This window comes from Alkalibacterium indicireducens (assembly GCF_039522005.1).
Taxonomy (GTDB): Bacteria; Bacillota; Bacilli; order Lactobacillales; family Carnobacteriaceae_A; genus Alkalibacterium; species Alkalibacterium indicireducens.
Window position 1 is genome coordinate 34,810 of record NZ_BAAADA010000205.1, and the last position, 25,632, is coordinate 60,441.

Genomic DNA, 25,632 nt, shown 5'->3' on the forward strand with positions numbered 1-25,632 from the left:
GCCTAAGAAACGAAGAGAAAAAGGATCAACAAGCACTGCTTCTAAAATCATTATTTGGGTGCTGCTCCTGTCGATGGCTATTCCTGCATTTGCTTCGATTTTAAGTGTGATTCTATAATATAATTGACAAAAACCCTCTTGGCCCCTTATTCAGTGGTGCAAAGAGGGTTTTTTTATACCTGCTTTTTCTTTTTATCAGCCAGTTTCAGTAATTCCTGAGCAGTTTCAATAGTCAGTTGCGTTAGTTCCTCACCTGAAAGCATACGGGCAATTTCTTCTGTCCGTTCTTTCTCGGCCAGTTGTTCAACATAGGTGGTCGTCCGGTCGTTAGCCACTTCTTTTCGTATATACAAGTGCTGATCTGCCCGCGCTGCAACTTGAGGCAGATGAGTGATGCATAAGACTTGAGAATGGTAGGCCACTGAATAAATCTTGTCTGCTATGGCCTGAGCCACTCTTCCGCTGACACCAGTATCCACTTCATCAAAAATGATGCTTGTAATGCCTTGCGACCTGGAGAAGATAGTTTTCATTGCCAACATCATACGAGAGAGTTCTCCTCCGGATGCGACACGCGCAAGTGGTTTCAAGGGTTCCCCTGGGTTAGTTGCTACAAAAAATTCGATTTTGTCCTGGCCTTGGGCGGATAAGATGGAATCAGCAGTTCCCTGATCTGATCCTTCTTTGAAATTCACTGAAAACTGGACTTTTTCCATGTACAGTTCTTTCAGCTGTTCAAGAATGGCCACTTCCAGCCTTTCAGCAGTCTCTTTTCTGATTTTCGTCAAGTCTCCAGCCAGACTTACAGCCCGTTCCCTCAACTGAGTTGTCTTCTTGCTGAGCATATCCACTTGTTCTTCCCGGTTTTCAAGCTTTTCCAGTTCACTGACAGCTTCTTCGTAATGGATCAGAATCGATTCAACAGTATTCCCATATTTCCGTTTCAGCTGCTGAATGATGTTGAGACGTTCTTCGATCTCGTTAAGGCGTTCTTCGTCATATTCAAGATGATCCATTTCAGAATACAAGTCACTGGATACTTCCTGAAGCTGGAAGAATGCAGCAGAAAGTGTTTCAGATATCTGTCTGAATTTATCATCCATATCCGAAATACTTTCCATTTTCTCCATTGCCTGTCCGATTAGATCCAGTCCGCTTATCTCTTCTCCTTGAAGAATGGTATAACTTGAGGACAGGGCTTCGACAATCGACTGATGGTTCGCAAGCTTCTGTTCCTCTTCTTTAAGCTCTTCTTCTTCATTGAGGTGAAGATCGGCAGCTTTGATTTCTTCTACCTGATATTTCAGAATATCGATACGCTGCACAAGCTCCTGTTCATTGATTTCCCATTCTCTGCGTTCTTTTTCAAGCTGCCTGTATTCACTGAATACTGACTGGTATTCTTTTTTCAGCCGATCCAGTTCACTCGGTCCGTAATAATCCAGCAGATGAATATGGTTATCAGACACCATCAGCTCCTGGTGCTCGTTCTGACCATGGATGTCGATCAGCTGAGAACCCACTTCTTTCAGGACAGCAATGGTGACGATACTGCCGTTAATTCGGCAGACATTGCGTCCAGTGGCAAATATTTCTCTTTGGATCAGCAATGTGGCTTCTTCTTCATCAATCGCGTTTTCTTCCAGAAGCGCAGTCAACGTCTCCGTCTTCTGATAGGAGAACTGGCCTTCCAGAACACATTTCTTTGAACCATACCGGACAAATTCGCTGGATCCTCTACCACCTGCCAGGAGACCGACCGCATCGATAATGATTGATTTTCCTGCGCCAGTTTCACCTGTCAGGACAGTCATGCCAGTTCTGAAGTCCAGTGACAGATCCTGAATAATTGCAAAATCTCTAATTTTTAACGATTCTAGCAAAGATAAACCTCCTGTTCATCAGATCATTTAAATGAAGGAAATAATTCTTCTCTGGAAACGTTCAGCACTGTCCTCATCCCGACAAATTATCAGGACAGTATCATCACCAGATATACATCCGAACACTTCCTGGTATTTCGCTGTCTCGATCAATGTACCCAAAGCAAATGCATTACCCGGTAACGTCTTGATCAGAACAAATTCTTTTTGAGTGTCGATTGAAACGAAGGCATCTTTCATCAGTCTTGCCAGTTTCTTGGAAATGTTATAATTCATTTCTGGAGGCAGGTTGTACTGATAGCCACCTTCTTGAGCAGGTACTTTGATGAGTTGAAGTTCCTTAATGTCTCTCGAAATCGTCGCCTGAGTAATATCGATTCCGCGTTTTTGCAGGATATCGACGAAGTCTCCCTGTTTCTGAATAACCTCCTGTTGCACCAGTTCCCGTAATAGTTGATGTCTCTCTTTTTTCTTCACTTCATTCACTCCTATGCCCTTGCGAACTAAATAACACAGTATATTTATACAGTATATTCAGTTTAAGTATACATCATTTCTAACTGAGTGCCAAGAAAAGAACTTATCATCTTATATTAAATTATATGCATACTTTTTAAGTGTTCAGGAAAACAACGAGTCAGTAATAAGTTTCTGCAGCCAGTAATCTAGCGATTTATCCTTCGCAGACCGATTCTTTATATACGCTAAATATTCTTTGTTCCCTTTGCCACCCTTAATAGGTGAAGGGATGATCCCTTCTGTAGTCATACCTAATTCATACAGAAATGAAATGATAGCATGAATGACATATCTGTGGACTTCGGGGTCAGTAATGATGCCACGTTCACCCACATCTTCTCTTCTAGCTTCAAACTGTGGTTTGATCAGAGCTATGACTGTACCATCTTCAGCAAGAATATCTTTTAATACAGGAAAAATTTTCTCTAAGGAGATGAACGAGACATCGATCGTTGCGGCAGTGGGTTGTCCCTGGGTAAAGTCTTCAGGTCGGCAGGTTCTGAAATTGGTCTGTTCCATAACACTGACACGCTCATCGATCCTCAGTTTCCAGGCAAGCTGATTTGTTCCTACATCCAGAGCGTAGACCAGTCGGGCACCGTTTTGCAAGGAGACATCAGTAAATCCGCCAGTTGATGCGCCGATATCCAGTACAATCTGATCAGTCAGGTCAATTTTAAAGTAGTCCAGAGCGCGCTCAAGTTTCTTGCCCCCCGGCTGACATACAGCTGTTCAGCGCCTTTGACATAGACAAGCGTATCTCCAAGCCACTTTTCGCCAGAAGTAAAAATCTGTTCTTCTTTGCTTGTATAAACTTTACCGGACATAATAAGTCGTTTGGCTTTTTCACGATCTTCTGCCCAACCCTGACGGATCAGCAGGTCATCTGCACGTTCTTTTTTCATGTCCTCACCTCAAGACAATGCTTCGATTTCTAATGAGCGAATGAAGGATGCCAGCAGTTCGTCGTCATAAACAGCCTCACGCTCTTTAATTTGGCAGTTCAATGTCAGTGCTTTTTCAAGCTTCTCCCTGAACAGATCATTTGCCTCTTCAAGCCCTAGTAATGCCGGGTAGGTACTCTTTCCTAATCTGGCATCCGCTCCAGTCCGCTTACCTAAATCTTTTTCATCCCCTTGAACATCCAGGATATCATCTCTCACCTGATAAGCCAGTCCTAAAGCATAGGCCATTTCTTCAAGATCAGTAACTGTTTCATTTTTCACATCTGCAAGAAGTCCTCCGGCGTAGAAAGCAAAACGGATAAGCTTACCTGTTTTTCTTGCATGGATCGACTCCAGTTCTTCAAGAGTCAAGGTAGTATGTTCCCCGTTCATATCCGCCTGCTGGCCGCCAACCATGCCTTCGTGACCTGCATCTTGAGATAAAGATCTGATCAGTTTAAGCTTGATCGCATCGTCCGCTGTTCCCTGCGTCATCAGTTCAAAGGCCTTGGTCAGCAGTGCATCTCCTGCAAGGATAGCAGTCGCTTCGGAGTATTCTATGTGGTTTGTCGGTTTCCCTCTTCTAAGGTCATCATCATCCATTGCTGGAAGATCATCATGGATCAGTGAGTAGGTGTGGATCATCTCAAGTGCTGCCCCATATGGGAAAGCCTGCTCGACCGGTTTGTTGAATGCTTTGAGAACAGCGAAAAGAATCAGTGGCCTCAGGCGTTTACCTCCAGCTTCAAGGGAGTAGCGCATGGATGCTTCCAGCTGAGTTCTGCTACTGTCCGGGATAGCCTCTCTCATATACCGTTCGAATGGGTATTTAAAATCTTTAACGAATGTCTGAAAATTCATTTGATACTCCTTTAATTTTTTAGTAATCGACTACTCACGATTCATTGCGTCATTGTATCTTCAATAGCCCCTAGTCTCATGTCATCTGATTTATCAGTTTTTTTATCAGCTATCAGCAATATCTTCACTGCTGTCTTCATTGACCATACGTGTAACTGTTTTTTCTGCATCCTCTATAATGCGTTTGCAGTATCGGCTCAGATTGATTCCTTCCTGAAACTGATCGAGTGCTTCTTCAAGTGGGACATCCCCCTGCTCCAGCTTCTGAACAATTCCTTCAAGATCCTTCATTGCTTCATCAAACGTTTTTTCTTTATCCACTGCTTCTACTCCTCGCTGCTTTTATTTATAAGAGTGTCTTTACTGATTCCAGTTATATTCGCTTTGACTGTTCCGTCTGAAATGGTGACATCCAGTGATTCATTTATGTTAATCTGTTCAGTTGACTTGATAATAGTCTGATTTTGTCTGGCAACAGCGAATCCTCTTCCTAGTATATTTAGTGGGGAAAGGAGATCCAGTGACTGAATGAGATGATCCACTTGTCTTGACTTGTTTTCGACAACCTGCCTTGATAATGTATACAGCTGTTTTTTCAGTCTCTCATTATCAATCCTGGCCTGCCTGATTCGGGACATAGGATTGTAGGAACGCACTTGCTGATTCAGCATATCCCTCTTCTGACGTGCCGACTGAAGCCTCTGATCCGTGCTTCTGATCAGCTGATCCGTGAGCTGGTCAAGATTCTGGCTGTATCCATCATACAACCGCTCGGGCTGCCTGAATATATACGACTGCTCCATTCGTTTTACCCGCTCTTTTTCCTGACGAATAAGTGTCTGCATCGCCTGGACCAGTCTCTGTCTTGTCAGATCGATCTTACCTATTTCTTCCGTCAATACAGGTACCGCCAGTTCAGCTGCTGCAGTTGGTGTCGCAGCTCTGACGTCTGCGGCAAGATCTGCAAGTGTCGTATCCGTTTCATGTCCAACTGATGATATGACTGGTGTCTTCGCATGAGCAATTGCCAGCGCCACTTTTTCTTCATTAAATGGAAACAGGTCTTCAAACGATCCGCCTCCCCGGGCGACAATGATCGTATCGAAATCGCCCGTCCTGTCCGCCTTCTTAATGCTTTTTACGATCGAATCGGCGGCTTTGTCTCCTTGAACTAAAGTAGGGTAAAGAGTGAGTTCAACTATAGGAAATCGTCTTTCTATAGTTGTCTGAATATCTCTGATTACTGCTCCGCTCGGACTGGTTACCACAGCAATTCTTTTAGGAAACCGAATCAGAAGCTGTTTGCGTGATGCATCGAACCAGCCTTCTTCCGTCAGTTTCTTTTTAGTCTTTTCGTAAGCTGCATAGAGCTGTCCAAGTCCTTCTGGTTCAATGTGTTCAATATAAAGCTGGTAAGTCCCGTTCTTTTCATAGACAGACAAGCGACCTACAGCCATAACGCTCATGCCCTCTTCCAATTCGACGTTCAGTTTTCTGGCTTCCCGCTGAAACAGGACCACTGACAGTTTGGCATCTTTATCTTTAATGCTGAAATACTGATGAGAATTCCTGCGGTGAGGATTGTAATTCGAAATCTCTCCCTTAACAAAAACACGTTCAAGATAAGGATCGTAATCAAATTTTCTTTTTACATATGTCGTCAGCTGGGAGACAGTAAGGTAGTCTTCACTCATAGCAAACTCCTTTCTAAAGTTCTGATGCTGGATGAAAATAAAAAGAGCAAAAAAATAGAATGTGGTCTACACTCTATTTCCCCGCCCTCTCTTGCTGTCTGCGTCACATTTCATTTCTTCATATCCGGAACTGGCGGATATCTGACAGAAAAAAGTGCTCAAACTTTATTCTCATCTGCAATGCTCTGCAGGACACCATTTATGAATTTACTTGCCTTTTCATCATTGAATGTCTTAGCCAGCTCGATCGCTTCATTCATGACGATACGCTTATCCGTCTCTGCTTCAAAAAGCAGTTCATATGCAGCCAGCTCAAGCAGCAGCCTGTTGGTACGTTCAAGACGATTCAAAGACCAGTTTTTTAGATGTCTGGTGATTGTCTCATCAATCACTTCTTTGTTATCTCTTGTACCGACAACCAGTCTTCTGAGATAATGCAGCGCATCCGTCACGATCTGCTGAGTATTCTTTTCCTCAGGCAACGCATCTTTCATAGCCTCTTCGATCGTACGCCCCTCATCAAAAGACAAGGTACTTTCCAATGCCAGTCGAATGGCCTGGTCAGCGGTCAGTTCATCATGTGTGGATAACTGGAAAAGAGACTGAAAGGCTTTTTCCCTTATCACACGCCTTACAGTAGTCACTATTTTTCATCTTCTTCCGTATCCAGATCGAACAATTCCTGGATTGTAGTTTTTTCAGGTACAATATCTGCAATATGAATGTTCACTTCAGCAAGTGAAATATCGGTCATATGCAGCACTTGTTCGCGTACTCGCTGCTGAATGGTCTGAGCTACGACAGGCACGTTCACGCCAAATTTGAAGTAGCAGTATATATCTACTTTCAGCCCGTCTTCATCTGTATTCAAATGAACACCTTTTTTATGATTAGCTTTGCCGAAAACATTTTTCATTGTTTTAGAGAAGCGTCCTTGCATGGCATAGACGCCATCCACTTCGTTGGCAGCAATACCGGCAATGACTTCCAGTACTTCAGGAGCCACTTCGATTTCACCTATTAGATTTGTTCTATTTGTATCGACTATTTTTTCACTCATCACTCTTCCTCCTTTTACTGAATCGATGTAATGATTAAGCTCGGGAAACGTAGCTTCCTTCATCTGTGTTGATGACCAGCATGTCATCAACGTTGACGAATAAAGGTACAGTTACAACTGCCCCAGTCTCAAGTGTTGCAGACTTGGATCCTCCGCCTGTTGTGTCGCCTCTGATTCCAGGCTCTGTTTCTACTACTTTCAGCTCGACTTTTTTAGGAAGATCAACACCAAGGACTTCATGTCCGTACATCATGATTTCGACTTCCATATTTTCTTTCATGAATTTCAGTTCATCTTCAATACGTTCGCCAGGAATTTCAAGTTGTTCATATGTCTGAGTATCCATGAAGACGTGGTTTCCACCATTCTCATAAAGATACTGCATCTCTTTCGTTTCGATATGAGCGGTTTCCATCTTTTCGCCAGCACGGAATGTTTCATCCTGAATTGCACCGGTTCTCAGATTTTTAAGTTTAGAACGGACAAATGCCGCACCTTTTCCTGGTTTTACGTGCTGGAAGTCCATGATTCTCCAGATGCTTCCATCGTATTCAATCGTCAGACCTGTTTTAAATTCACTTGTTGAAATCATTACCTGTTTTCCTCCTAATTTAAAATACGGCATAAATAAAACGTATTTTAATTCTCTCTTTATTGTAACATGATTTAAAGCGAAAACCTATTTGAAATCACTACTCTTCACAAGGCTTTCCTTAAAGCTGAATCAGTTCTTTTGATACGCTCATAAGGTTTCTGCTGCCACTATCAGTGACGACCAGATCATCTTCGATTCTAACGCCACCAAGTCCAGGAATATAGATCCCAGGTTCGTTTGTGATGACATTTCCGCTGACCAGTACATTTTCATTCTTGAAATTGATTCCAGGGCCTTCATGCACTTCAAGTCCGATCCCGTGTCCAGTTGAGTGCCCGAACGCTTTACCATACCCTTTTTCTGTAATATAATCCCTGGCTACAGCGTCCAGATCCTTCCCAGTAATTCCAGCCCTGATCTGCTCTGTTACTTTCAGATTTGCGTCGAGAACGATCTGATGAATCTTCTTCAGCTCTTCTCCAGGGTCACCTAATGCAAATGTACGAGTCATGTCTGATACATATCCGTTATAGTAGCACCCGAAATCGATCGTGATCATGTCTCCCTGTTCGATAACCTTATCGCTCGCTACTCCGTGAGGCATCGCAGAACGCTTTCCGCTGGCCACGATCGTATCGAATGATACTCCACTGGCACCTTCTTCTCTCATCAGAAAATCCAGTTTATTGGCTACTTCTACCTCTGTCACGCCAGGTTTGATGAAATGAAGGATTTCTTCGAAGGCGTATTCAGTGATCTTAATTGCTTTCTGTATTGTTTCAATTTCGCTTTCTTCCTTGATTTCTCTTAAGTACTCGATAAGCCCGCTTACAGGAGTCAGCCTGCATTCCACAAGTGAATTCAGCAGTTCGTAATTTGAAAAAGTCATGAAATTTGTCTCGAATCCAAGGTTTGCAATCGATTCTTTTTCAACTAGTGCTTTGACTTCATCAAAAATCGGTCCAGTGTTCTGGATGATTTCGTACCCTTCTGCCTGCTCAGCAGCCTGTTCAGTATAGCGGAAGTCGGTGACAAAGTAGGCTTTGTCGTGAGTGATGACACCCAGTCCAGTTGTTCCCGTAAAGTTGGAGACATAGCGGAGATTAAACGGACTCGTAACCAGCAGTGCATCAAGCTCCTGTTTCTTCAGTTCTGTTTGAACGGCTTTTACTCGTAACATTTGAACACCCTATTCTATAGTTTATCGTACAGCTCTTCGTTCATCTGTTTTATTATAGCAAAGCTGAATTAAAAAAGAAACGAATGGGCAGCCATTGTACATCCGGTTCCCAACACCTATATTCAGGACAGCTGAACAGCGAAAAGCATCAGCAGGCTCTCTTCAGTCTGGCCCACTGATGCTCAAATCAATTTATGCTTAGTATCTTGTTTCATTCATCCTGATGGTCTTTTACAGCCTGGACTTCTGGTGTGGCCTCTGGCTCATCTCCCACTGCTTCGTCATCAATGCTTTCGTCTGTTTTTAGGGGTGTACTCGGTTCTACAGGCTTCACTGCCAGCTCAACTGTTTTCTGACTAGTATGCTGATTGTTCAGTTCTGCCTTGATAAGAAATCGTGTATCGGTGAGCCTGCTCACTGTTGTGCTCCCTGATGAAAATCTCACTTCACTGGGATAAGACTGATAATCATCAAAATCATCTTTTAAAAGAACTTCTGTCATTTCAATCATCGTTCTGGCTTCATAGCTGAGAGCCGTCTGCCTGTACTGGATCATCTGATGCTTGAGGACTGTGACCGATGACAACAATAGGAACGAAGTAAACATGAGCATAATGAGTGCAGACAATAGCGTGCTCCCCTCATCGCTTCGTATAGAATCTGCGAAGCCCTTACTCCAGAACATGATCCACCACCTTCACTATGCCTCTGTATGATTCCAGGTTATCAAAAGTGACCTTTAATATCAGCTGGTCATCTTTCTTTTCGGCTGAGAAGGTACTGATTCTCATTAGAACAGGGTGATGCCCCAGTCCACGCACACTTCTCCTATATAGATTTTTATAGCGGTTGTAGGTCATGGGCTCCTCCTGCACTACACCATCCACCACCTTTTTGAAAGTAATCGTCTCACCCTTCACATCCGTGACCACCTTGTCTTTCAGATCCTGTTCGAGATAGTTCAAGAAGAGGTGCCACTCGATCTGTCTGTCATCATTCACCTGTCTTTCAAGTGCTGTAAACTGGCTGAGAGCGAAAGAAAAAAGCAGGACCATAGCACTTATGACCTGGATAGTAACTAGGCATTCGATCAAAGTCAGTCCCTGATCATTTTTTCCATTTGACTGACAGGATTTCCACCATCTGATCACTGATTTTCTCTCCTTTGACTGTGATTCGATTGTTATTTTCAATAACTACGATCAGCTTGCCGTCCACCATCATCGCATTCGACTGATATGTTCTATCCCAGAACTGAGCTGTTTCGTAAAGAACTCTGCTGGTTTCCACGTTTAGTTTTGCTTCTTCTCTGATTACAAAAGTATCCACAAGGAACGGAAGCATGCTGCATACTGCTAGTGTGATCAGACTCAAGCTGATCAGGGCTTCCATAAGGATGAACCCTCCGCTTTTTCTCCATTTACCTGATTTCATATCGGCCACTTCCCAGCTGGAAGGCAAACTCTACAATTCCTTCCGGTGTGCGGAATCTGATGACCTCATGTCCGCTTATATGTCCCGTCCCTCTTGAAAACCTGAATTCAGTCAGATCATTCAATAATGAGATGTGATCCGGCAGAGACAGTTTGTGTTCGATCGGATGCCCCCGTTCACCCGCTACTCTGAATGATATATCTTTAAGTGGACGCCTGAATTCGATGACTGTCCATTTATCATTAAGTATCGCATAGTTCTGCATGAGGGTGACACTCGACTGAAAGGTTTCAAAGAACAGGGCTGTTTCAGATCTTTCTTTGAGTCGACTGAACTGAACAGCAGGTATTGAGATAATAATGGACAGAGCAGTGAGCACCAGTAGTGTTTCGATCAGCGTCATGCCCTCTTCTTTATTCATTGACCACGTCATGATTCACCTGTCACTTAGCTTTTTTCGTCACAATGCCGCCATTCAACTGAAATTCTTTATTGGCCCGATCGGCTTGATTAGGTGTCAGATACTGTTCATTTTCCATTACATCGAAACTTTCAGGGTTTTTCTTTTCTTCTATTTTATACAAATCCACCTGGCTCTGCAGGACTGTTTCGATCGCATCAGTTCCAGTATCGTTTGCTGATTCTTGTCTTTTGGACAGGTTAGGGACGAACAATAACAGGAGCACAGATATGATCAGCAGGACCAGAGACATTTCAATCAGTGTGAAGCCATTTTCCTTCTTTAATCTATTGCGTAATCTATTTATCATTTATTTTTCCTCCTTTAAAATGTATCCATAACAGTAAATGTGGGCAGCAGCAGAGCGGCATAAATCGCAACAATGACTAATGCAACACCTACAAAAACAATGGGCTGGATTAGAGCCATCAGCTGTTCTGTCTTCCGGTCAAAATCCTCTTCACAGCTGTGGGCAAACATTGTCAGTTCATGGCCAAGTTTTCCGGAAAGCTCACCCTGACGAATCACTTCCTTCAATTCTTCGTTTAAAAAATGATAGGGGGTTAGAGATTCAGAAAAAGACAGACCCTTAAGCATTTCACTCTCGATTCGCTTCCCTATATCCTTGACCAGCTTCGAGCTCTGCTCTCCTTTCATAATTGTGATGACTTCAAGGAGACTGCAGCTTCCCTTGATCAGCTGGCCCCACTCGTAAGCAAAATACTGGCTCCAGTAAAGCGTGAATAATGTGGAGCGGCTCCATCTGGTGAGTGTATTCAGTTTCTCGACTTCACTTTTCCTGCTGTTCGCTTTTTTAAATATGAGAATTGCTGTTGTGATCAGACCAGCAGACAGTGCCAGGCCCTCGGGTGTCCGGTAGACCAGCATAACAATCAGGCGCGTGCTCAACGGCATGACCTCTGACTGGAATGAAGTAATCTGTTCAATATGAGGGATGAGAATGTACCGCATCATAAACAACATGACTACAATAAAGCCTGTCAGCATCAGCGGGTACTGAATAATGCTAAGTAGCTTTCGTTTGCGCTCTGCTCGTTTCATCAGCTGCTGCCCCGCATGCGATATGGCTTCATGCAGGTGTCCATGATACAAAGCAAAGTGAATCTGTGTGCTCACCGATTCGGGAAAGCCGCATCGTCTGACTCCAGCTGACAGTTCTCCTCCTTCAAGTATTTCCTGTCTGATCGTGTCTGCCCATCCTGCCGCTTCCTTTTTTTCGAGTGTTCTCAGGAAGTCCAGTGCCTCTTTCATGGAAAACCCTTCTCCCAGAAGTCTTCCAAGTCGCGACAGAAAGCGACCCTGGAGGTAAAGGAACCTAGTGCTCAGGAATGAGGTAGCGGTCGCAGGTCTGTTTCGAAATATAGCCATAGGCAGTCACCTTTTCCAGTAAATGATTAAATGAACGTTGCGCATCTTCACGGGATTTCTTTTCTCCCGACTCCACCAAACTCCTTTTGAGTGCTTCCCCAGTTCTGACTTCGAATAAAGCGGCACGTTTCTGATCTCTGGGATAATGGGTACAGAAGGTTCGACAGTTTGTTTCACACAAGGGACAGTAAAGTGGAAGCAGCGTCTGGAAAGATATCCCTATCAGTGTCTGCTGGAGCAATGGCCGACTGATTCCCAGTTCCATCAGCCTGGATATGACCCCTGTGCAGTTTTTGGCATGGATCGATGCCACAATCAGGTGACCAGTCAGGGCGCCTCGAATGACCATTCGTGCCGTTTCTTCATCCCTTATTTCTCCAACGATGATCACATCCGGGTGATGTCTGAGAGAACTTTTCAGCAAGTGTTCATATGATACGCCCGCCGTCTCATTGACCTGTGTCTGCAAGAAGGAGACTTCTTCAATCTCAACGGGATCTTCTACTGTAATCACCTGCTGTTTTTCACCTCTTATCCTGTTTTTAACCAGATGATACATCGTGGTCGTCTTGCCTGAATCCACAGGACCTGAAAAGAGAAGGAGACCCGATTTGGCATCGGCCAGTTTTTTCAGCTGCTGCCATTCATACTGAAAGAATGTCCCGATCTCTGACACGTCTGTTTCTTTCTGCTTTAAAAGCCTGATTACCAGAGACTCCTGACTCTGGTAGTTACTGATCGTGGAGAATCTCAGGTCAATGGCTTTCTTTTCGAGCTGAAATGTCATCGATCCGCTTTGAGGTCGCCTTTTCTCGCCGACATCCATATTCGACAAGTATTTAAATAACGATATGAGCCGTCCCCCTTCTTCTCTATCCAGATAGAATTGTTTGTCCATCTGTCCATTCAACCGGAAATAGATATCATAGTGTTTCTGTTCCGGCAGAACATGTATATCACTCGTTCGGTAAGAATCAGCTACTGTCAGAAGATGCTGTGCGAATAATTCGGTATCCAGTTTTTACCACCCCTCCATAAAATTTTTCTGTCTACTATATATATTGTTCTTTTATCCTAAAAGTGACGAAAAAAAATAGACATTGGACAATTTTTCTGTCCAGTGCCTATTAAGTGAAATTATTTTAAATGTCTGCATTATGGTAAACTTCGCTTACGTCATCATCATCTTCAAGAGCATCGATCAGTTTTTCAAACACACTGACTTTTTCCTCAGGAACAGGTACAGTAGTCTGTGGAATCATCGTTAGTTCCGACTGGTCCAGCTCGAATCCTGCTTCTTTCAGTGCATCCCGTACTTGAGCGAATTCCGTTGCTTCGGTATAGATTTCAAAGACATCGTCGGACGTTTCCAGATCTTCTCCGCCAGCTTCCAGTACGTGCATCAGCATGTCGTCTTCATCGATATCGAGATTTTCTCTGCTGATTGCAATATAGCCTTTGCGGTCGAACATATAGTTGACCGTTCCTTTTTCTCCCATTGATCCGCCATTACGGTCGAATGCCACTCGAATATTTGTGCTTGAGCGGTTAAGGTTATCAGTTAGGGCGTAAACCAGAACAGCAATTCCGCTTGGTCCGTATCCTTCATACAGCACTTCTTTATAGTCAGCTCCCTGACCTGAATCAGTGGCACGCTTGATTGCGCGGTCGACATTGTCGTTAGGCATATTGTTTGCCTTCGCTTTGTCTACAGCCAGTCTCAATGCAGCATTCGTATCGGGATCAGTACCGCCGTCTTTTGCTGCCTGATAGATTTCTTTTGACAATTTCTGGAAAATCTTTCCTTTTTTTGCATCTTGTGCACCTTTACGATGCTGAATATTTTTCCACTTGGAATGTCCTGCCATTCTATTTCCTCTTTCCTGATCTTAGTGTTTGTCCTTTGTTATTATACCAAAAATCCTTTGTCATTCAAGGTGGTCAGGTTGCGCTTTCATTGCCGTCTTTAGTCAGTCCGTTGAATCAGGCTTTGACACGCGATCGCCTTCTGCGTGGTTTAGTGGACAGCAGGCCGGAAATGACCCCAGTCACAGCTCCTGCAGTATCCAGAATGACATCTTCCATCAACGCTGTCCGGTTTGGATGAAAGGACTGCCTTAATTCATCAAACGATGCATAACCTATCGACAGCATCACAGCCAGCAGTACAGTTAAGTACGGATTGTCCACTCTGTTTCTTAATCCTAAGTACCAGAACAGGCCTAAAAAGAAATAAGAAATGAAATGGGCCCCTTTTCTAAGGAAAAACTCTAAGAATCCAACATAACCAGTTGCCTCGATACTGACTTCACTGCCTGCATACATGAATGCCATACGCTCCAGCAGCCCTCTGAACGGTTCATTTTCAAGCCATTGATTAAGAATTGGCTGGACCGTCTGCTCCTGATAGCTCATAGAGGAACTGTAGTACAAAATAGCCATCACAACAAAGGCAGAAAGAAGATAGATGTTATCTGCAGTACTTGTTTTTTTTCTCATATTTTTACACACTCCATTAGTCAATACTATTATTCTAACTGATGTCCCTTTATATGAAAAGGAAAAAACGATACAATGAAAGCAATCAACTAAGGGGGAGACTGTATGCAAACACAATTGAACTGGGATATGGAACGGATTTTTAAAGGGGGAAGTGATTCTGAGGAACTGAGTCAGTTTATTGACGGCATCAGAGAGACGATTTCAGAAGCTAAAAAACTGATTATAAACTGGTCGGCTGAGCAGGCCAATTCTCATACTACTGAGCTGCTCGATTTTCTGGACAAGCGCCAGACTGCTTATGACAACTTATCAGAAGCATCAACATTTTCAAGAGGCATCCTTTCTGCCAACGTGGATGATTCCAAGGCGGCCAAACGCGTTAATGAACTCAGCCGTCTGGGCAGCGAGATGAGCGATGTAGAGACTTTATTTATGAAAAAGCTGAAAGCTGTTCCTGAAGATCAATGGACTGAACTGATTGCTCATGAAGGACTTAAACAGAGTTCCTTCAATCTGAATGAAAAAAGAGAAAAAGGTAAAAAGCTTTTATCTGAAAAAGAAGAACGCATCATACAGCAGCTCTCACTGGATGGTCTGGAAGGCTTTGGGAACGTCTATCAGTCTCTAGTGAACAGTATACGTGTGCCGTTTAAAAAAGATGGAGAGTTATCCACTCTGTCAGCCGGTCAGGCAGCCAATAAGTTATCAGGGGATCCGGACCCTGCTGTCCGAGAATCTCTGCTTGATAACTGGGAGCTGACCTGGCACGCCAAGGCGCCACTGTTTGCTGATACTTTAAATCATCTGGCAGGGTTCCGACTACAGACCTATGAGCTCAGAGGAGAAGACCATTTCCTTGATCCTGCTCTGGAATACAACCGTCTGAAAAAGGATACCTTGGATATGATGTGGGATACGATTACCGAAAACAAACCTAAAGTGGTAGACTTCCTTAATCGCAAGGCCAAGCTGATGGGCAAAGACAAGCTCAACTGGGCAGACGTGACCGCCCCTATTTCTTTAGGGGACTTCGAGCCTAAATCTTATTCATTTGAAGAAGCTCAGTCTCTCGTCGTCGATCACTTTGCTTCTTTCAGTCAGGAGATGAAAGAACTGGCTGAAACTGCATTTGAACAGAACTGGGTGGAAGCCGAAGATCGAGATGGTAAGCGCCCTGGTGCCTACTGTTCCAACTTGCCTATGAGTGGCGAATCCCGAGTGTTCATGACTTTTTCCGGTTCCGCTAACAATGTATCCACTCTTGCTCATGAACTGGGCCACGCCTACCATAGTCATGTTATGAGGGATCTGCCTCATCTGAACCGTCGCTATGCAATGAATGTAGCGGAAACTGCATCAACATTCTGTGAAATGGTTATCTCGAGTGCGACAGTCGAGGCAGCTGAGTCTATTGAAGAAAAAATCGCTCTTCTGGACAGCAGAATCTCACGTGCTGCTGTCATGTTCATGAATATTCATAGCCGTTACCTGTTTGAAACACGTTTTTACGAACAGAGACAGAAGGGGCTGCTTGACGAGAAGGAACTGAGCCAGCTGATGGAAGATGCTCAAAAAGAAGCATTCCAGAACGCGCTAGACACCTATCACCCAATGTTCTGGGCAAGTAAACTGCATTTCCACATAACTGGAGTGCCGTTCTATAACTTCCCGTATACATTCGGTTTCCTGTTCAGCCTGGGGATCTATTCTCATGCGAAGAATCAGGAATCGGCCTTTGAAGATGACTACCGTGAACTGCTTAGAGACACGGCCAGCATGACGACTGAAGATCTGGCTGAAAAACACTTGAACGTCGACTTGACACAACCTGATTTCTGGCAGGCCGCAATTGATGAAGTTTTGGCAGATATCGATGAGTACATGACTCTGACCGACTCCTATATTTAAGTTAGTTGTCAATTTTTATTGATGTCAGATTTGTTTTAGTCTAGCGCATAAATCAGGACAAAGTTCGGGTAATATAAGATCTGAATACAAAAGAGCAATGAGTCACCGTTATTATCAGGACGGGCGCTCATTGCTTTTTCATTATGTATAAGTGATGGAATGACAATGTGGAGGCTTGTAAGTTGAAGGTAATTCGACTCTCAGATCAAAGTCATAGTGCAAGGTCCGCTTCAGTATGTCGCAAGATTCGTCTTGGAACCCACTCAGGTTATAATGCAGCCTCAAGTCTGTCCTAGCCAAATATATAAAGGGTGCAGGTCTACAAAAATATGCTGAGATTACTGAGAGCTGAATCTTGGATCAATATCAGTTGCTTGTTCACTACTTGAGGGGGAAAATCTGGCTATAAACTCAAAAAGGGACATGCCCGTTCAGGCATGTCCCTTTTTGAGTTTGCTATTAATATCTTCCGTATCCTACAAATCGAGCACCCCAGTAGCCAGTGTGAGCGTTGGTATACGCGACACCCGTACTAGTCTGAGAACCGATAAAGCGTCCGCCGCCAACATATATCCCTACGTGAGAAATTGTAGATCCATTTTCAGAGAAGAAAATCAAATCGCCAGGTTGCGCGTCACTTCTGGATATCTTTCTTGAAGAGGCATACTGTCCAGCTGCTGTACGTGGCAGTGAAATGCCTACTTGTCTAAAAACAAGAGATGTAAATCCGGAACAGTCAAGGGCACTTGCCGTACTTCCTCCCAGCTGGTATCTTGTTCCCAGCAATCTAGTTGCATGTGGCTGAAGTGTTGCCCAGCTTGTTCCTCCGCTTGGAGCAGGAGCCGGTGACGGTTGTGGTGCTGGTGCAGGCTTGTTGGATGATTCATTTGAACTTCCACCTGTTCCATTTCCACCACCATTGTTAACTGAATTACTTCCTGAGTTATTACCAGAGTTGTTTCCAGAATTATTGTTGTTAGATGATTCAGTATTTGATGCGGAACCTCCGTTATTTCCGGAAGATGATTGGTTTCTATCTGAATTAGATGGTGCAGGAGTTTCTGAGCTGGATGATTCAGGCTCAGAAGTTTGAGAAGCTTGAGAAGATGATAATGAGACTTGAGCCTCTTCTTCAGCTGCCTGCTCTTCAGCACGTGCTACAGCTTCTCTTTCTTCCTGTTCACTCTGTTCTGCTTCTGCTCGTCTTTGTTCATCAGCTTCACGAGCCGCCTGTGCAGCTTCCTCACGTGCTACAATCAGTTGAGAAACAGCTTGTTCTGCTTCAGCTCTCTGCGAAAGATAACGATCTCTGTCAGACTGTGCGGTGGCTCTTTCTGCTGCAATCTGTGCAACGAGCACTTCTTTTTCAAGTCTCTGCTGTTCGAGGTCCTGAGAAATGACTTCAAGTTCAGCACCCAGTGCATTCTGTTGAACGATCGTCTGTTCAGTCCGTTCCTGCTTCTCGGCAACTGCTTCCATGTCTCTTACCTGTGCTCGAACCAGTTTACGGTTAGATGACACGAGACTGGACACAATATCAATTCGGCCGATGATATCCGTTAGTGATTCAGCCTCTATGATAAATTCGATATAGCTGGTCGTCTGTCCATCGACCTGGATTTTTCTGGCCTGACTTTCCAGCTGTTCAGTTCGCTTGGAAATAATGTCTTCGAGTTCAGCAATCTCCTCCTGAAGCTCTTTCATTTCAGCATGAGCTGCTTCCAGTCGCTCAACTACTTCATTGATTTTATCTTCATTGGCAGTGATATCACGATCGAGAGTCTTTAACTCGTCTTCTGCATTGCGTACCTGTTCCTGAAGAGAACTGATTGTTTCTTCAAGGTTATGTACCTGATTGTCGGTCTCTTCAATGATTGATCTTTGTTCATCAATTGCATCGTTAAAATCGTCTGCTGATACACTCGGTACAGCAGAAAATGTACTAAGTAATAGTGCACTTGATAAAGTTGACAGTATAAGTTTCTTGATCAACAAAAGCCCCTCCATTAATCGTCAATTCATAGTTTTTAGATGTCAGCGTTTTAATTTATTGGATAAAGTATAACATTATGTCGAGATGTTTAAATTTCAAGTATATTACACTTAGATGTCAATTTTACATTCGAAATGGCTATACTCCCTGAGACTACTTGCATTTTGTAAGCGAAACGACTATACTTTTTAGTGATTCCATAAGAATGGACTAGATCATACCCAGCAACAGGAGGAAATTAAATGAGTGATTATCGTGTATTGCTTTACTACAAATATGTAAAAATAGACAACCCTGAACAATTCAGAACCGAGCACCTGGCTTTATGTAATGATATCGGGCTAAAAGGGCGCATTCTCGTTTCGGAAGAAGGAATTAACGGAACTGTCTCCGGTACAGTCGAGCAGACTGATGCTTATATGGAAGCTGTAAAATCTGACGAGCGCTTCAATGACCTGTTCTTCAAAATGGATCCTGCGGAGGGGCATGCATTCAAGAAAATGCATGTCCGTTATCGTCCCGAAATCGTCTCTCTAAGTTTGGGTGAAGACGACCTCGATCCGAATGAAATTACTGGGCAATATCTAGAACCTACTGAATTCAGACAAGCGCTGGAAGATGAGAATACAATCGTTCTTGATGCGAGAAACGATTATGAGTACGATCTGGGTCATTTCCGAGGTGCTGTACGTCCTGAAATCCGATCCTTCAGAGAACTTCCGGAATGGATCAGGAAAAACAAAGAAAAATTTATGGACAAACGCATCGTTACCTACTGTACGGGAGGGGTACGTTGCGAGAAATTGAGTGGTTGGCTTCTTAAAGAAGGGTTCGAAGATGTTGCTCAACTTCATGGTGGGATTCATAACTACGGTACGCACCCTGAGACTCAGGGTGAACTGTGGGACGGAAAAATGTATGTTTTCGATGGCCGCATCAGTGTGGACATCAACCGCAAGGAACATACTGTTATCGCTAAAGACTGGTTTGACGGTACACCGTGTGAACGTTACGTTAATTGCGGCAACCCATTCTGTAACCGTCAGTTCATTACTTCCGAAGAAAATGAGCACAAGTATTTAAGAGGCTGTTCTCATGACTGCCGTGTTTCACCGGAAAACCGTTACGTCAAAGAGCATCACCTAAGCAGAGAAGAAGTGGTCGAACGATTAGAAAAAATCGGAGAAACTCTACCTGAAACAGTCTAACCATTAATCCTTTACGTAAAATGATTCCTATTTTCGTAAAGGATTTTTTCTTGCAGGTACTTAACAATTCTGTCACAGTCCACTCATTTATATGTGCTTTATCTCCTCAATTATTTTATTTCTACCCTTATTTTGCTATAATATAGCAAGCTACACGACTATTAAATCAAACTTAAAGGAGTTCATAATGAAGCGTTCTGAAGAAAAGAAGCAAAGACAGACAGAAGAAACGAATGAACCCTCACGTTTCGAGAATGTTGTCTATTATTTTGATATTTTTTATCGGGTCGTCAAGTCCCTTATTATTATGCTGGTTGTCATACTTCTTGTAGGAGGTTCACTAGTAGCTGGAGCGGCAGTCGGATATTTCGTTTCACTGGTCAGTGGAACTGACATTCCTGACCATGAAGTGATGGTCCAGCAGATTTACGATTTTAACGAAACATCAACAATGTATTATGCAGGTGGAGAAGTGATCAGTGATCTGAGAGCGGATCTCATGAGGACACCAGTTGAACTGGAACAGATGTCTCCACTTCTAGTTGACGCGATTATAGCAACGGAAGATGAGTACTTCTTCGATCATGAAGGAATCGTTCCTAAAGCTATCGCCCGTGCCCTCGTTCAGGATCTGACAGAGTCTGGTGCCTCTACTGGTGGATCGACTATAACACAACAGCTGATCAAACAACAGATCATTGGCGGGGAAGTTTCGCATGAGCGTAAAGCTAATGAGATTCTTCTTGCCATGCGCATCGAGAATTATATGGATAAAGAAGAAATTCTGGAAGCCTACCTGAATGTATCCCCGTTCGGCAGAAACAATAAAGGCCAGAATATTGCGGGTGTTGAAGAAGCCGCTCAAGGGATCTTTGGAGTTCCTGCATCAGAAGTGACCCTTCCTCAAGCCGCATTTTTAGCTGGACTGCCTCAGCGTCCAAACGTCTTCAGTCCTTATACAAACACTGGTGCCATCAAGGAAGATCAGGAACTTGGCTTGCGCAGACAGCGAGAAGTACTGTTCAGAATGTACCGTGTAGGGCTCATCACTTACGATGAGTATCAGGAAGCTTTAGAATACGATCTGACACAGGACTTTTTAAATCGTGAAGAAATCGATTATGAAGATTTGTCTTATGTTTATGACCGTGCAGAATTTGAAGCCCGTCGTATTCTAGTTGTTCAGGCACTCGAACGTGACGGTATTACGAATGAAGAACTGGAAGAAAATCCTGATCTATTAAGTGAGTATGAAGAACAGATTCGTTCTGAGATTAGAAATGGCGGTTACCAAATTCATACAACGATTGACCGTGATGTTCACCATGCAATGGAAGAAACCGTAAGAGAGTATCAGGATCAGCTAGGAGCTGAACAGACTTACACATGGGAAGATGCAGACGGGAATACTCAGTCCACTACTCTTCCTGTTCAATATGGCGGATCATTGATTGATAATGATACCGGACGAATCATCGGATTTATCGGTGGAAGAGATTATGAACTAAGTCAATTTAACAATGCATTTCAGATGAACAGAAGTCCAGGGTCAGTCATAAAACCGCTCGCAGTATACGGACCGGCTATTGACGCTAACCTTCTTAATCCCGCTACTATCATACCTGATACAGAGGTTGAAATAAGAGATGAGTGGAATCCAGCTACTGGAGAATGGAATTATTACACTCCGACAAACGTTGGAGCCACAACTAATGAGTGGCTGACTGCCAGAGAATCTCTTGAGGATTCAAAAAACTTGGCTGCCTTTAAAATTCATGCTGAATTAATGAAGGAAGACGTCGATCTGGAAAGTTACATTAGAAATATGGGAATTACTGCTGACGATGTTGCGCCTGAAACAATCAGTTTCCCTTCGTTTTCTATCGGTGGACCTGATGGCCCCTCTCCTGTCGGCCTGATCAGCGCATTTTCAACTATTGGAAATAACGGTCAGCATGCAGACGCCTACATGATTGAACGCATCGAAAACAGTGCAGGTGAAATTATTTATGAACATGAAGTGGAACAGACTGAAGTATGGAGCCCGGCTTCCAATTATCTGCTAATCGATATGCTACGAGGAGTTCATACTGATGGGACTGCACAAGGAACCATTGATCAGCTGAATTTTTCTTCAGACTGGGTATCAAAAACAGGAACTACTCAGGATCGTCACGACGTCTGGTATATCGGCAGTACCCCAAGCGTATCATTTGGAACATGGATGGGGTATGGAACAAACGAGCTCTCATTAAGAGATGACTTTGGTCTCCATCCAAGCAGACGTAACCGAGACATGTGGGCACGCATTATGAATGCTGTCCATGCGGTTAATCCGGATATTCTTGGTGTGGGCGAAACCCATGCTCGTCCTGATGGTGTAACTGAAGATTCTGTCATAGTAGATACTGGTATGAAAGCCGGTGAAGTTGAAGCCCCTGACGGATCGACATTCAACTACTCTGGTAATACACATACTGAACTGTTCAAGTCAGATAACGTTCCTGGAACCACAGTTTATGACTTTGCAATCGGAGCAACAGATGAGGAATTGGAAGAATTCTGGGGTCGTGCATTATCTTCCGACGACGATGATGATGATGATGACGATGAAGACGATGAAGACGATGAAGAAACAGAAGACGATGCTGCTTCAGATGACGAGTCCAATGGCGACGAGTCATCTGAAGCACCTGAACCTGAACCAGAATCTGAGCCGGAACCTGAAGACGATGAAGACGATGAAGAAGAATCTTCTAACGGAAACGGTAATGGCAACGGGAATGATAATGCCTCATCCAATGGAAATAACGGATCGAGCAGCGGAAATGAGTCGTCTGATGATAATGACGACTCAAATGACAATGGATCATCTAACGGTAACGGCAACGTCAACTCTGAAGCCACACCACCGTCTGACAAAAATGATGATGACGATGATAATACAGATGACGAAGAAGAATAAATTCTAATTGAAACAGCTGCTCACCTTAACTGGTCAGCAGCTGTTTTTTAATTTACCTTTTCCATATGATTATGATGGCCTTAATTAAAAATGCATTGTTAGCGCAAAAAAAGGACAGCCAGTACAGCTGTCCTTTATCACCTTTTATTTAGTTGTTCCTTTAGCATCTATCGTATATGGAAGTTTGACAGTCTTTTCGTCAATCTCTTCTTTATTCATCAATTTAGTCAATAGACGCATCGCTACAGCACCAATATCATACAATGGCTGAACGACGGTGCTCATCTGCGGACGGGTCATTGCTGTTAGTTTTGAGTTGTTAGATGTGATAAGCTCAAAATCTTCAGGAATTGATACCCCTCTATCAAGGGCAGCATTAAGAATTCCGACTGCCAGTTCGTCATCAGAGACTACTGCTGCGGTAGCGCCAGCTTTTTTAAGTTGTTCAAATACTGCTTCGCCTACTTTGTAGGTGTATTCAGATTGAAGAACTAGATCTTCGTTATAAGAGATGGACGCTTTTTCAAGAGCTTTTTTATATCCGTTCAGACGATATTGTCCGTTAATTGGCTCATCGTGGCTTTCGGAAATAAATGCGATCTTGCTGTGTCCGTTTCCTACCAGCATATCTACGCTATCTTCAGTAGCTGTTTCGTAATCAATATTGACACTGCCTACTTGTTCATCCGGGTCAACAGTACCTGCCAGTACGACCGGTGTGCGGGAACGGGAAAACTCAGCTCTAAGTTCTTCTGTAATTTTGTTACCCATGAAGATCACACCGTCAACTTGTTTGGCCAACAGTGTGTTGAGCACCTGAACTTCTTTCTGTTCATTTTCATCTGAGTTTGCAAGAATAATGTTGTACTTGTACATCGTTGCAATATCATCGATGCCTCGTGCCAGAGAAGAGAAATACAAATTTGTGACATCTGGAATGATGACTCCAACCGTAGTTGTCTTCTTGCTTGCGAGCCCTCTTGCTACGGCATTAGGACGATAGTCCAGTCTGTCAATGACGTCCAGAACTTTCTTTCGGGTAGTAGGTTTGACATTCGGGTTACCGTTGACTACGCGTGACACCGTAGCCATGGATACTCCGGCTTCACGTGCCACATCATAAATCGTAATTGTTTGCTTATCCATTATTTAATCTCCTTTAACATATATAGAATAAAAATCTTGTGAGCGCATACTTCTGTTAACAGAATAACAGGAAATGTAACCTTTTTCAATTAAATCGATAAATTTTCATGAAATTTTCTAAAACTTTTTCAGAAAAGGCTTTCTTCATAATCATTCTATCATTTTCTATTCTAAAAGAGAAGTTTTTGGTACACTAAAACCACGATTAATTTAAAAGGATGGATAATTATGAACCCACTTGACGCATTTAAAAAATATATGATTGATCAGACCTTGTCTTTTGTATATATTGACAATCCGGATACTATCGCCCATCTTACTGGTTTCTACAGTAATCCTCATGAGCGCGTACTGGCTCTACTAATCACGGCTGACTCCACTCAATTACTTGTACCAAAACTGGAAGAATCTGAAGCCCGCTCCTATGGTGCCGTTGATATAGTGACTGGCTATAAGGATGAGGACAACCCTTGGGCGATCCTGAAAGAGAATGTTGCAGAGGACGGATTATTTAACACAATCGGCATCGAATCAGATTATCTTGTAGTAGACCGCTATCATCAGTTGATGTCACTCTTCCCTGATGCTTCATTCAAGTCTGTCACATCATACCTTCAGAACATGAAAGTAATTAAATCCGGTGAAGAGATTCTTATAATGAAAGAGGCTGGTTATCTGGCTGATGAAGCCCTGCGTGTCGGCATGGACGCCCTATCCACAGGCATAACTGAACAAGAAGTCGTTGCTGTCATTGAGTATGAGATGAAAAAATTGGGTGTTAAAGAGATGAGCTTTGATACGATGGTGCTGTTTGGCGATCACGCTGCCAGCCCGCACGGCACTCCTGGAGATCGAAAGCTTCAGGCCGGTGAACTTGTGCTCTTTGATCTCGGTGTGGTCTATAATGGGTACACCAGTGACGTGACACGCACGGTCAGTTACGGGGACCCTTCACCTAAGCTTAAAGAGCTATACTCCATTGTGCTTAACGCTCAAAAAACAGCTCAGGCAGCTGTACGGCCGGGCATTACAGCAGGAGAATTGGATGCTGCGGCAAGACAGATCATTACTGAATCAGGTTATGGCGACTATTTTACTCATCGCCTGGGTCATGGCCTGGGGCGATCTGTCCATGAATTTCCTAATATTGCCCCAGGAGTCACCATCCCAATACAGACCGGCATGTGCTTTTCTATCGAACCTGGCGTATATATAGAAGGAACGGCAGGCATTCGAATTGAAGACTGTCTGGTTGTAACTGATAAAGGAGCTGATCCTTTTACCCAGACTACTAAAGAACTAATTGTTCTTCCAGTTAAAGAATAAAAAAACTCCCTTATAATACACATATTGACTGTAGAGCAGAGAGCCTGCAAGTCACATGTACTATAAGGGTATCTTTTTATAGGAAAAAATCATCTTCTTCAAGACGTTTCTGTTTTGATTTTTCCATTACTGTCAACGTTCCATCTGATTCAAGGATCGCTGCATAACTTCCAAATGCAACAATAATCATTCTTTTGAGACTCCCACGGCTAAAGCCGCAAGCCCGAACCTTTCGGTTTGACGGGTGGGATTCTTGAGTGCTTGTACGAACGCAGTCCATTTCTGTTTTGTTCAAGCCTCAAGGTGAGGGCATCTCATTGCCCCTCCTAAGACAGTGCATATAGCATCTTAGGCTGGTTAACTGTGACCGTCAACCACAGGTGCATAGCGAATATTCATTGCACCAACGATATCCCTGTGTTTTTCAAATCCACAACTACACCGATACTTTCGGTCCTTTGCTTTATTCCTTTCGGTACATTTCGGGCAGGTTAGGCTGGTATGTGCAGGGTTCACATACTCCACTTGTATGCCTTCCAATGTTGCTTTGTATTCAATGAATGTC

General features: G+C 43.5%; 27 protein-coding genes. 4 read left to right on the forward strand and 23 right to left on the reverse strand.

The features are described from left to right. Positions 1-173: 173 nt before the first annotated feature. The 20 genes from recN to ABFX15_RS11685 form a co-directional block, all read right to left on the reverse strand. On the reverse strand, positions 174-1,883 hold the full coding sequence (gene recN / locus ABFX15_RS11590; protein WP_346025558.1) for a DNA repair protein RecN: 1,710 nt from the start codon (positions 1,881-1,883) through the stop codon (positions 174-176). A gap of 27 nt (positions 1,884-1,910) precedes the next feature. Continuing rightward, positions 1,911-2,360, reverse strand: a complete 450-nt coding sequence (gene argR / locus ABFX15_RS11595) for an arginine repressor (RefSeq protein WP_346025559.1) — start codon at positions 2,358-2,360, stop codon at positions 1,911-1,913. 144 nt (positions 2,361-2,504) lie between these two features. Next, complete coding sequence (locus ABFX15_RS11600) at positions 2,505-3,092, reverse strand: TlyA family RNA methyltransferase (protein WP_346025583.1); 588 nt, start codon at positions 3,090-3,092, stop codon at positions 2,505-2,507. Continuing rightward, positions 3,068-3,307 carry a hypothetical protein gene (locus ABFX15_RS11605; RefSeq protein ID WP_346025560.1) on the reverse strand — a complete coding sequence of 80 codons (240 nt, stop codon included), beginning with the start codon at positions 3,305-3,307 and terminating at the stop codon, positions 3,068-3,070. The genes ABFX15_RS11600 and ABFX15_RS11605 overlap by 25 nt, the downstream gene beginning before the upstream one ends. 9 nt (positions 3,308-3,316) lie before the next feature. Then, positions 3,317-4,207, reverse strand: a complete 891-nt coding sequence (locus ABFX15_RS11610; RefSeq protein ID WP_346025561.1) for a polyprenyl synthetase family protein — start codon at positions 4,205-4,207, stop codon at positions 3,317-3,319. A 105-nt stretch (positions 4,208-4,312) separates the two neighbouring features. Continuing rightward, positions 4,313-4,528, reverse strand: coding sequence for an exodeoxyribonuclease VII small subunit (locus tag ABFX15_RS11615; RefSeq protein WP_346025562.1), 216 nt, complete (start codon positions 4,526-4,528; stop codon positions 4,313-4,315). 5 nt (positions 4,529-4,533) lie between these two features. Continuing rightward, entirely contained in the window at positions 4,534-5,901 is a 1,368-nt protein-coding gene (gene xseA / locus ABFX15_RS11620) for an exodeoxyribonuclease VII large subunit (RefSeq protein WP_346025563.1), read from the reverse strand. Positions 5,902-6,059: 158 nt separating this feature from the next. Next, on the reverse strand, positions 6,060-6,527 hold the full coding sequence (gene nusB, locus ABFX15_RS11625) for a transcription antitermination factor NusB (RefSeq protein WP_091266134.1): 468 nt from the start codon (positions 6,525-6,527) through the stop codon (positions 6,060-6,062). 17 nt (positions 6,528-6,544) lie between these two features. Then, a complete protein-coding gene (locus tag ABFX15_RS11630; RefSeq protein ID WP_346025564.1) occupies positions 6,545-6,961 on the reverse strand; it encodes an Asp23/Gls24 family envelope stress response protein in 417 nt (138 codons plus the stop codon). 34 nt (positions 6,962-6,995) lie between these two features. Beyond that, entirely contained in the window at positions 6,996-7,553 is a 558-nt protein-coding gene (gene efp, locus ABFX15_RS11635; protein WP_346025565.1) for an elongation factor P, read from the reverse strand. Positions 7,554-7,674: 121 nt separating this feature from the next. Continuing rightward, positions 7,675-8,736 carry a M24 family metallopeptidase gene (locus tag ABFX15_RS11640; protein ID WP_346025566.1) on the reverse strand — a complete coding sequence of 354 codons (1,062 nt, stop codon included), beginning with the start codon at positions 8,734-8,736 and terminating at the stop codon, positions 7,675-7,677. Positions 8,737-8,947: 211 nt separating this feature from the next. Continuing rightward, a complete protein-coding gene (locus ABFX15_RS11645) occupies positions 8,948-9,421 on the reverse strand; it encodes a hypothetical protein (RefSeq protein ID WP_346025567.1) in 474 nt (157 codons plus the stop codon). Then, positions 9,408-9,887 (reverse strand): competence type IV pilus minor pilin ComGF, encoded by a 480-nt coding sequence (gene comGF / locus ABFX15_RS11650; protein ID WP_346025568.1) that lies wholly within the window; start codon positions 9,885-9,887, stop codon positions 9,408-9,410. Before comGF ends, ABFX15_RS11645 begins: the two co-directional genes overlap by 14 nt. Further along, positions 9,844-10,170, reverse strand: coding sequence for a hypothetical protein (locus tag ABFX15_RS11655; protein WP_346025569.1), 327 nt, complete (start codon positions 10,168-10,170; stop codon positions 9,844-9,846). The genes comGF and ABFX15_RS11655 overlap by 44 nt, the downstream gene beginning before the upstream one ends. Further along, positions 10,157-10,603, reverse strand: coding sequence for a competence type IV pilus minor pilin ComGD (gene comGD, locus ABFX15_RS11660; protein ID WP_346025570.1), 447 nt, complete (start codon positions 10,601-10,603; stop codon positions 10,157-10,159). Before comGD ends, ABFX15_RS11655 begins: the two co-directional genes overlap by 14 nt. A gap of 10 nt (positions 10,604-10,613) precedes the next feature. Beyond that, positions 10,614-10,940, reverse strand: a complete 327-nt coding sequence (gene comGC, locus ABFX15_RS11665; protein WP_346025571.1) for a competence type IV pilus major pilin ComGC — start codon at positions 10,938-10,940, stop codon at positions 10,614-10,616. Positions 10,941-10,954: 14 nt separating this feature from the next. After that, positions 10,955-12,019, reverse strand: coding sequence for a competence type IV pilus assembly protein ComGB (gene comGB, locus ABFX15_RS11670; protein WP_346025572.1), 1,065 nt, complete (start codon positions 12,017-12,019; stop codon positions 10,955-10,957). After that, positions 11,967-13,037, reverse strand: a complete 1,071-nt coding sequence (comGA, locus tag ABFX15_RS11675; protein WP_346025584.1) for a competence type IV pilus ATPase ComGA — start codon at positions 13,035-13,037, stop codon at positions 11,967-11,969. The genes comGB and comGA overlap by 53 nt, the downstream gene beginning before the upstream one ends. A gap of 124 nt (positions 13,038-13,161) precedes the next feature. Continuing rightward, the gene (locus tag ABFX15_RS11680) at positions 13,162-13,887 is read right to left on the reverse strand and encodes a YebC/PmpR family DNA-binding transcriptional regulator (RefSeq protein WP_346025573.1); all 726 of its coding nucleotides are present in this window, start codon (positions 13,885-13,887) and stop codon (positions 13,162-13,164) included. 115 nt (positions 13,888-14,002) lie between these two features. Then, positions 14,003-14,518, reverse strand: a complete 516-nt coding sequence (locus tag ABFX15_RS11685; protein WP_346025574.1) for a VanZ family protein — start codon at positions 14,516-14,518, stop codon at positions 14,003-14,005. Positions 14,519-14,623: 105 nt separating this feature from the next. On the opposite strand from ABFX15_RS11685, the gene ABFX15_RS11690 reads away from it, so the two are divergent. Then, entirely contained in the window at positions 14,624-16,429 is a 1,806-nt protein-coding gene (locus ABFX15_RS11690; protein ID WP_346025575.1) for a M3 family oligoendopeptidase, read from the forward strand. Between the two features lie 459 nt (positions 16,430-16,888). Here the strand turns inward: ABFX15_RS11690 and ABFX15_RS11695 are convergent, their stop codons facing one another. Beyond that, the gene (locus ABFX15_RS11695) at positions 16,889-18,421 is read right to left on the reverse strand and encodes a C40 family peptidase (RefSeq protein ID WP_346025576.1); all 1,533 of its coding nucleotides are present in this window, start codon (positions 18,419-18,421) and stop codon (positions 16,889-16,891) included. A gap of 243 nt (positions 18,422-18,664) precedes the next feature. Here ABFX15_RS11695 and trhO point away from each other — a divergent pair, with 243 nt between their 5' ends. Both trhO and ABFX15_RS11705 read left to right on the forward strand, forming a co-directional pair. Beyond that, on the forward strand, positions 18,665-19,630 hold the full coding sequence (trhO, locus tag ABFX15_RS11700) for an oxygen-dependent tRNA uridine(34) hydroxylase TrhO (protein ID WP_346025577.1): 966 nt from the start codon (positions 18,665-18,667) through the stop codon (positions 19,628-19,630). Between the two features lie 187 nt (positions 19,631-19,817). Next, positions 19,818-22,595: a transglycosylase domain-containing protein gene (locus ABFX15_RS11705; RefSeq protein WP_346025578.1), complete on the forward strand. Its 2,778-nt coding sequence runs from the start codon at positions 19,818-19,820 to the stop codon at positions 22,593-22,595. Positions 22,596-22,739: 144 nt separating this feature from the next. On the opposite strand, the gene ccpA is transcribed toward ABFX15_RS11705, so the two are convergent. Then, positions 22,740-23,741, reverse strand: coding sequence for a catabolite control protein A (gene ccpA, locus ABFX15_RS11710; protein ID WP_346025579.1), 1,002 nt, complete (start codon positions 23,739-23,741; stop codon positions 22,740-22,742). A 228-nt stretch (positions 23,742-23,969) separates the two neighbouring features. Between ccpA and ABFX15_RS11715 the strand changes: the two genes are divergently transcribed. Next, on the forward strand, positions 23,970-25,067 hold the full coding sequence (locus ABFX15_RS11715; protein ID WP_346025580.1) for a M24 family metallopeptidase: 1,098 nt from the start codon (positions 23,970-23,972) through the stop codon (positions 25,065-25,067). Between the two features lie 357 nt (positions 25,068-25,424). On the opposite strand, the gene ABFX15_RS11720 is transcribed toward ABFX15_RS11715, so the two are convergent. Beyond that, on the reverse strand, positions 25,425-25,632 hold a 208-nt coding region (locus ABFX15_RS11720), incomplete at its 5' end, for a zinc ribbon domain-containing protein (protein WP_346025581.1).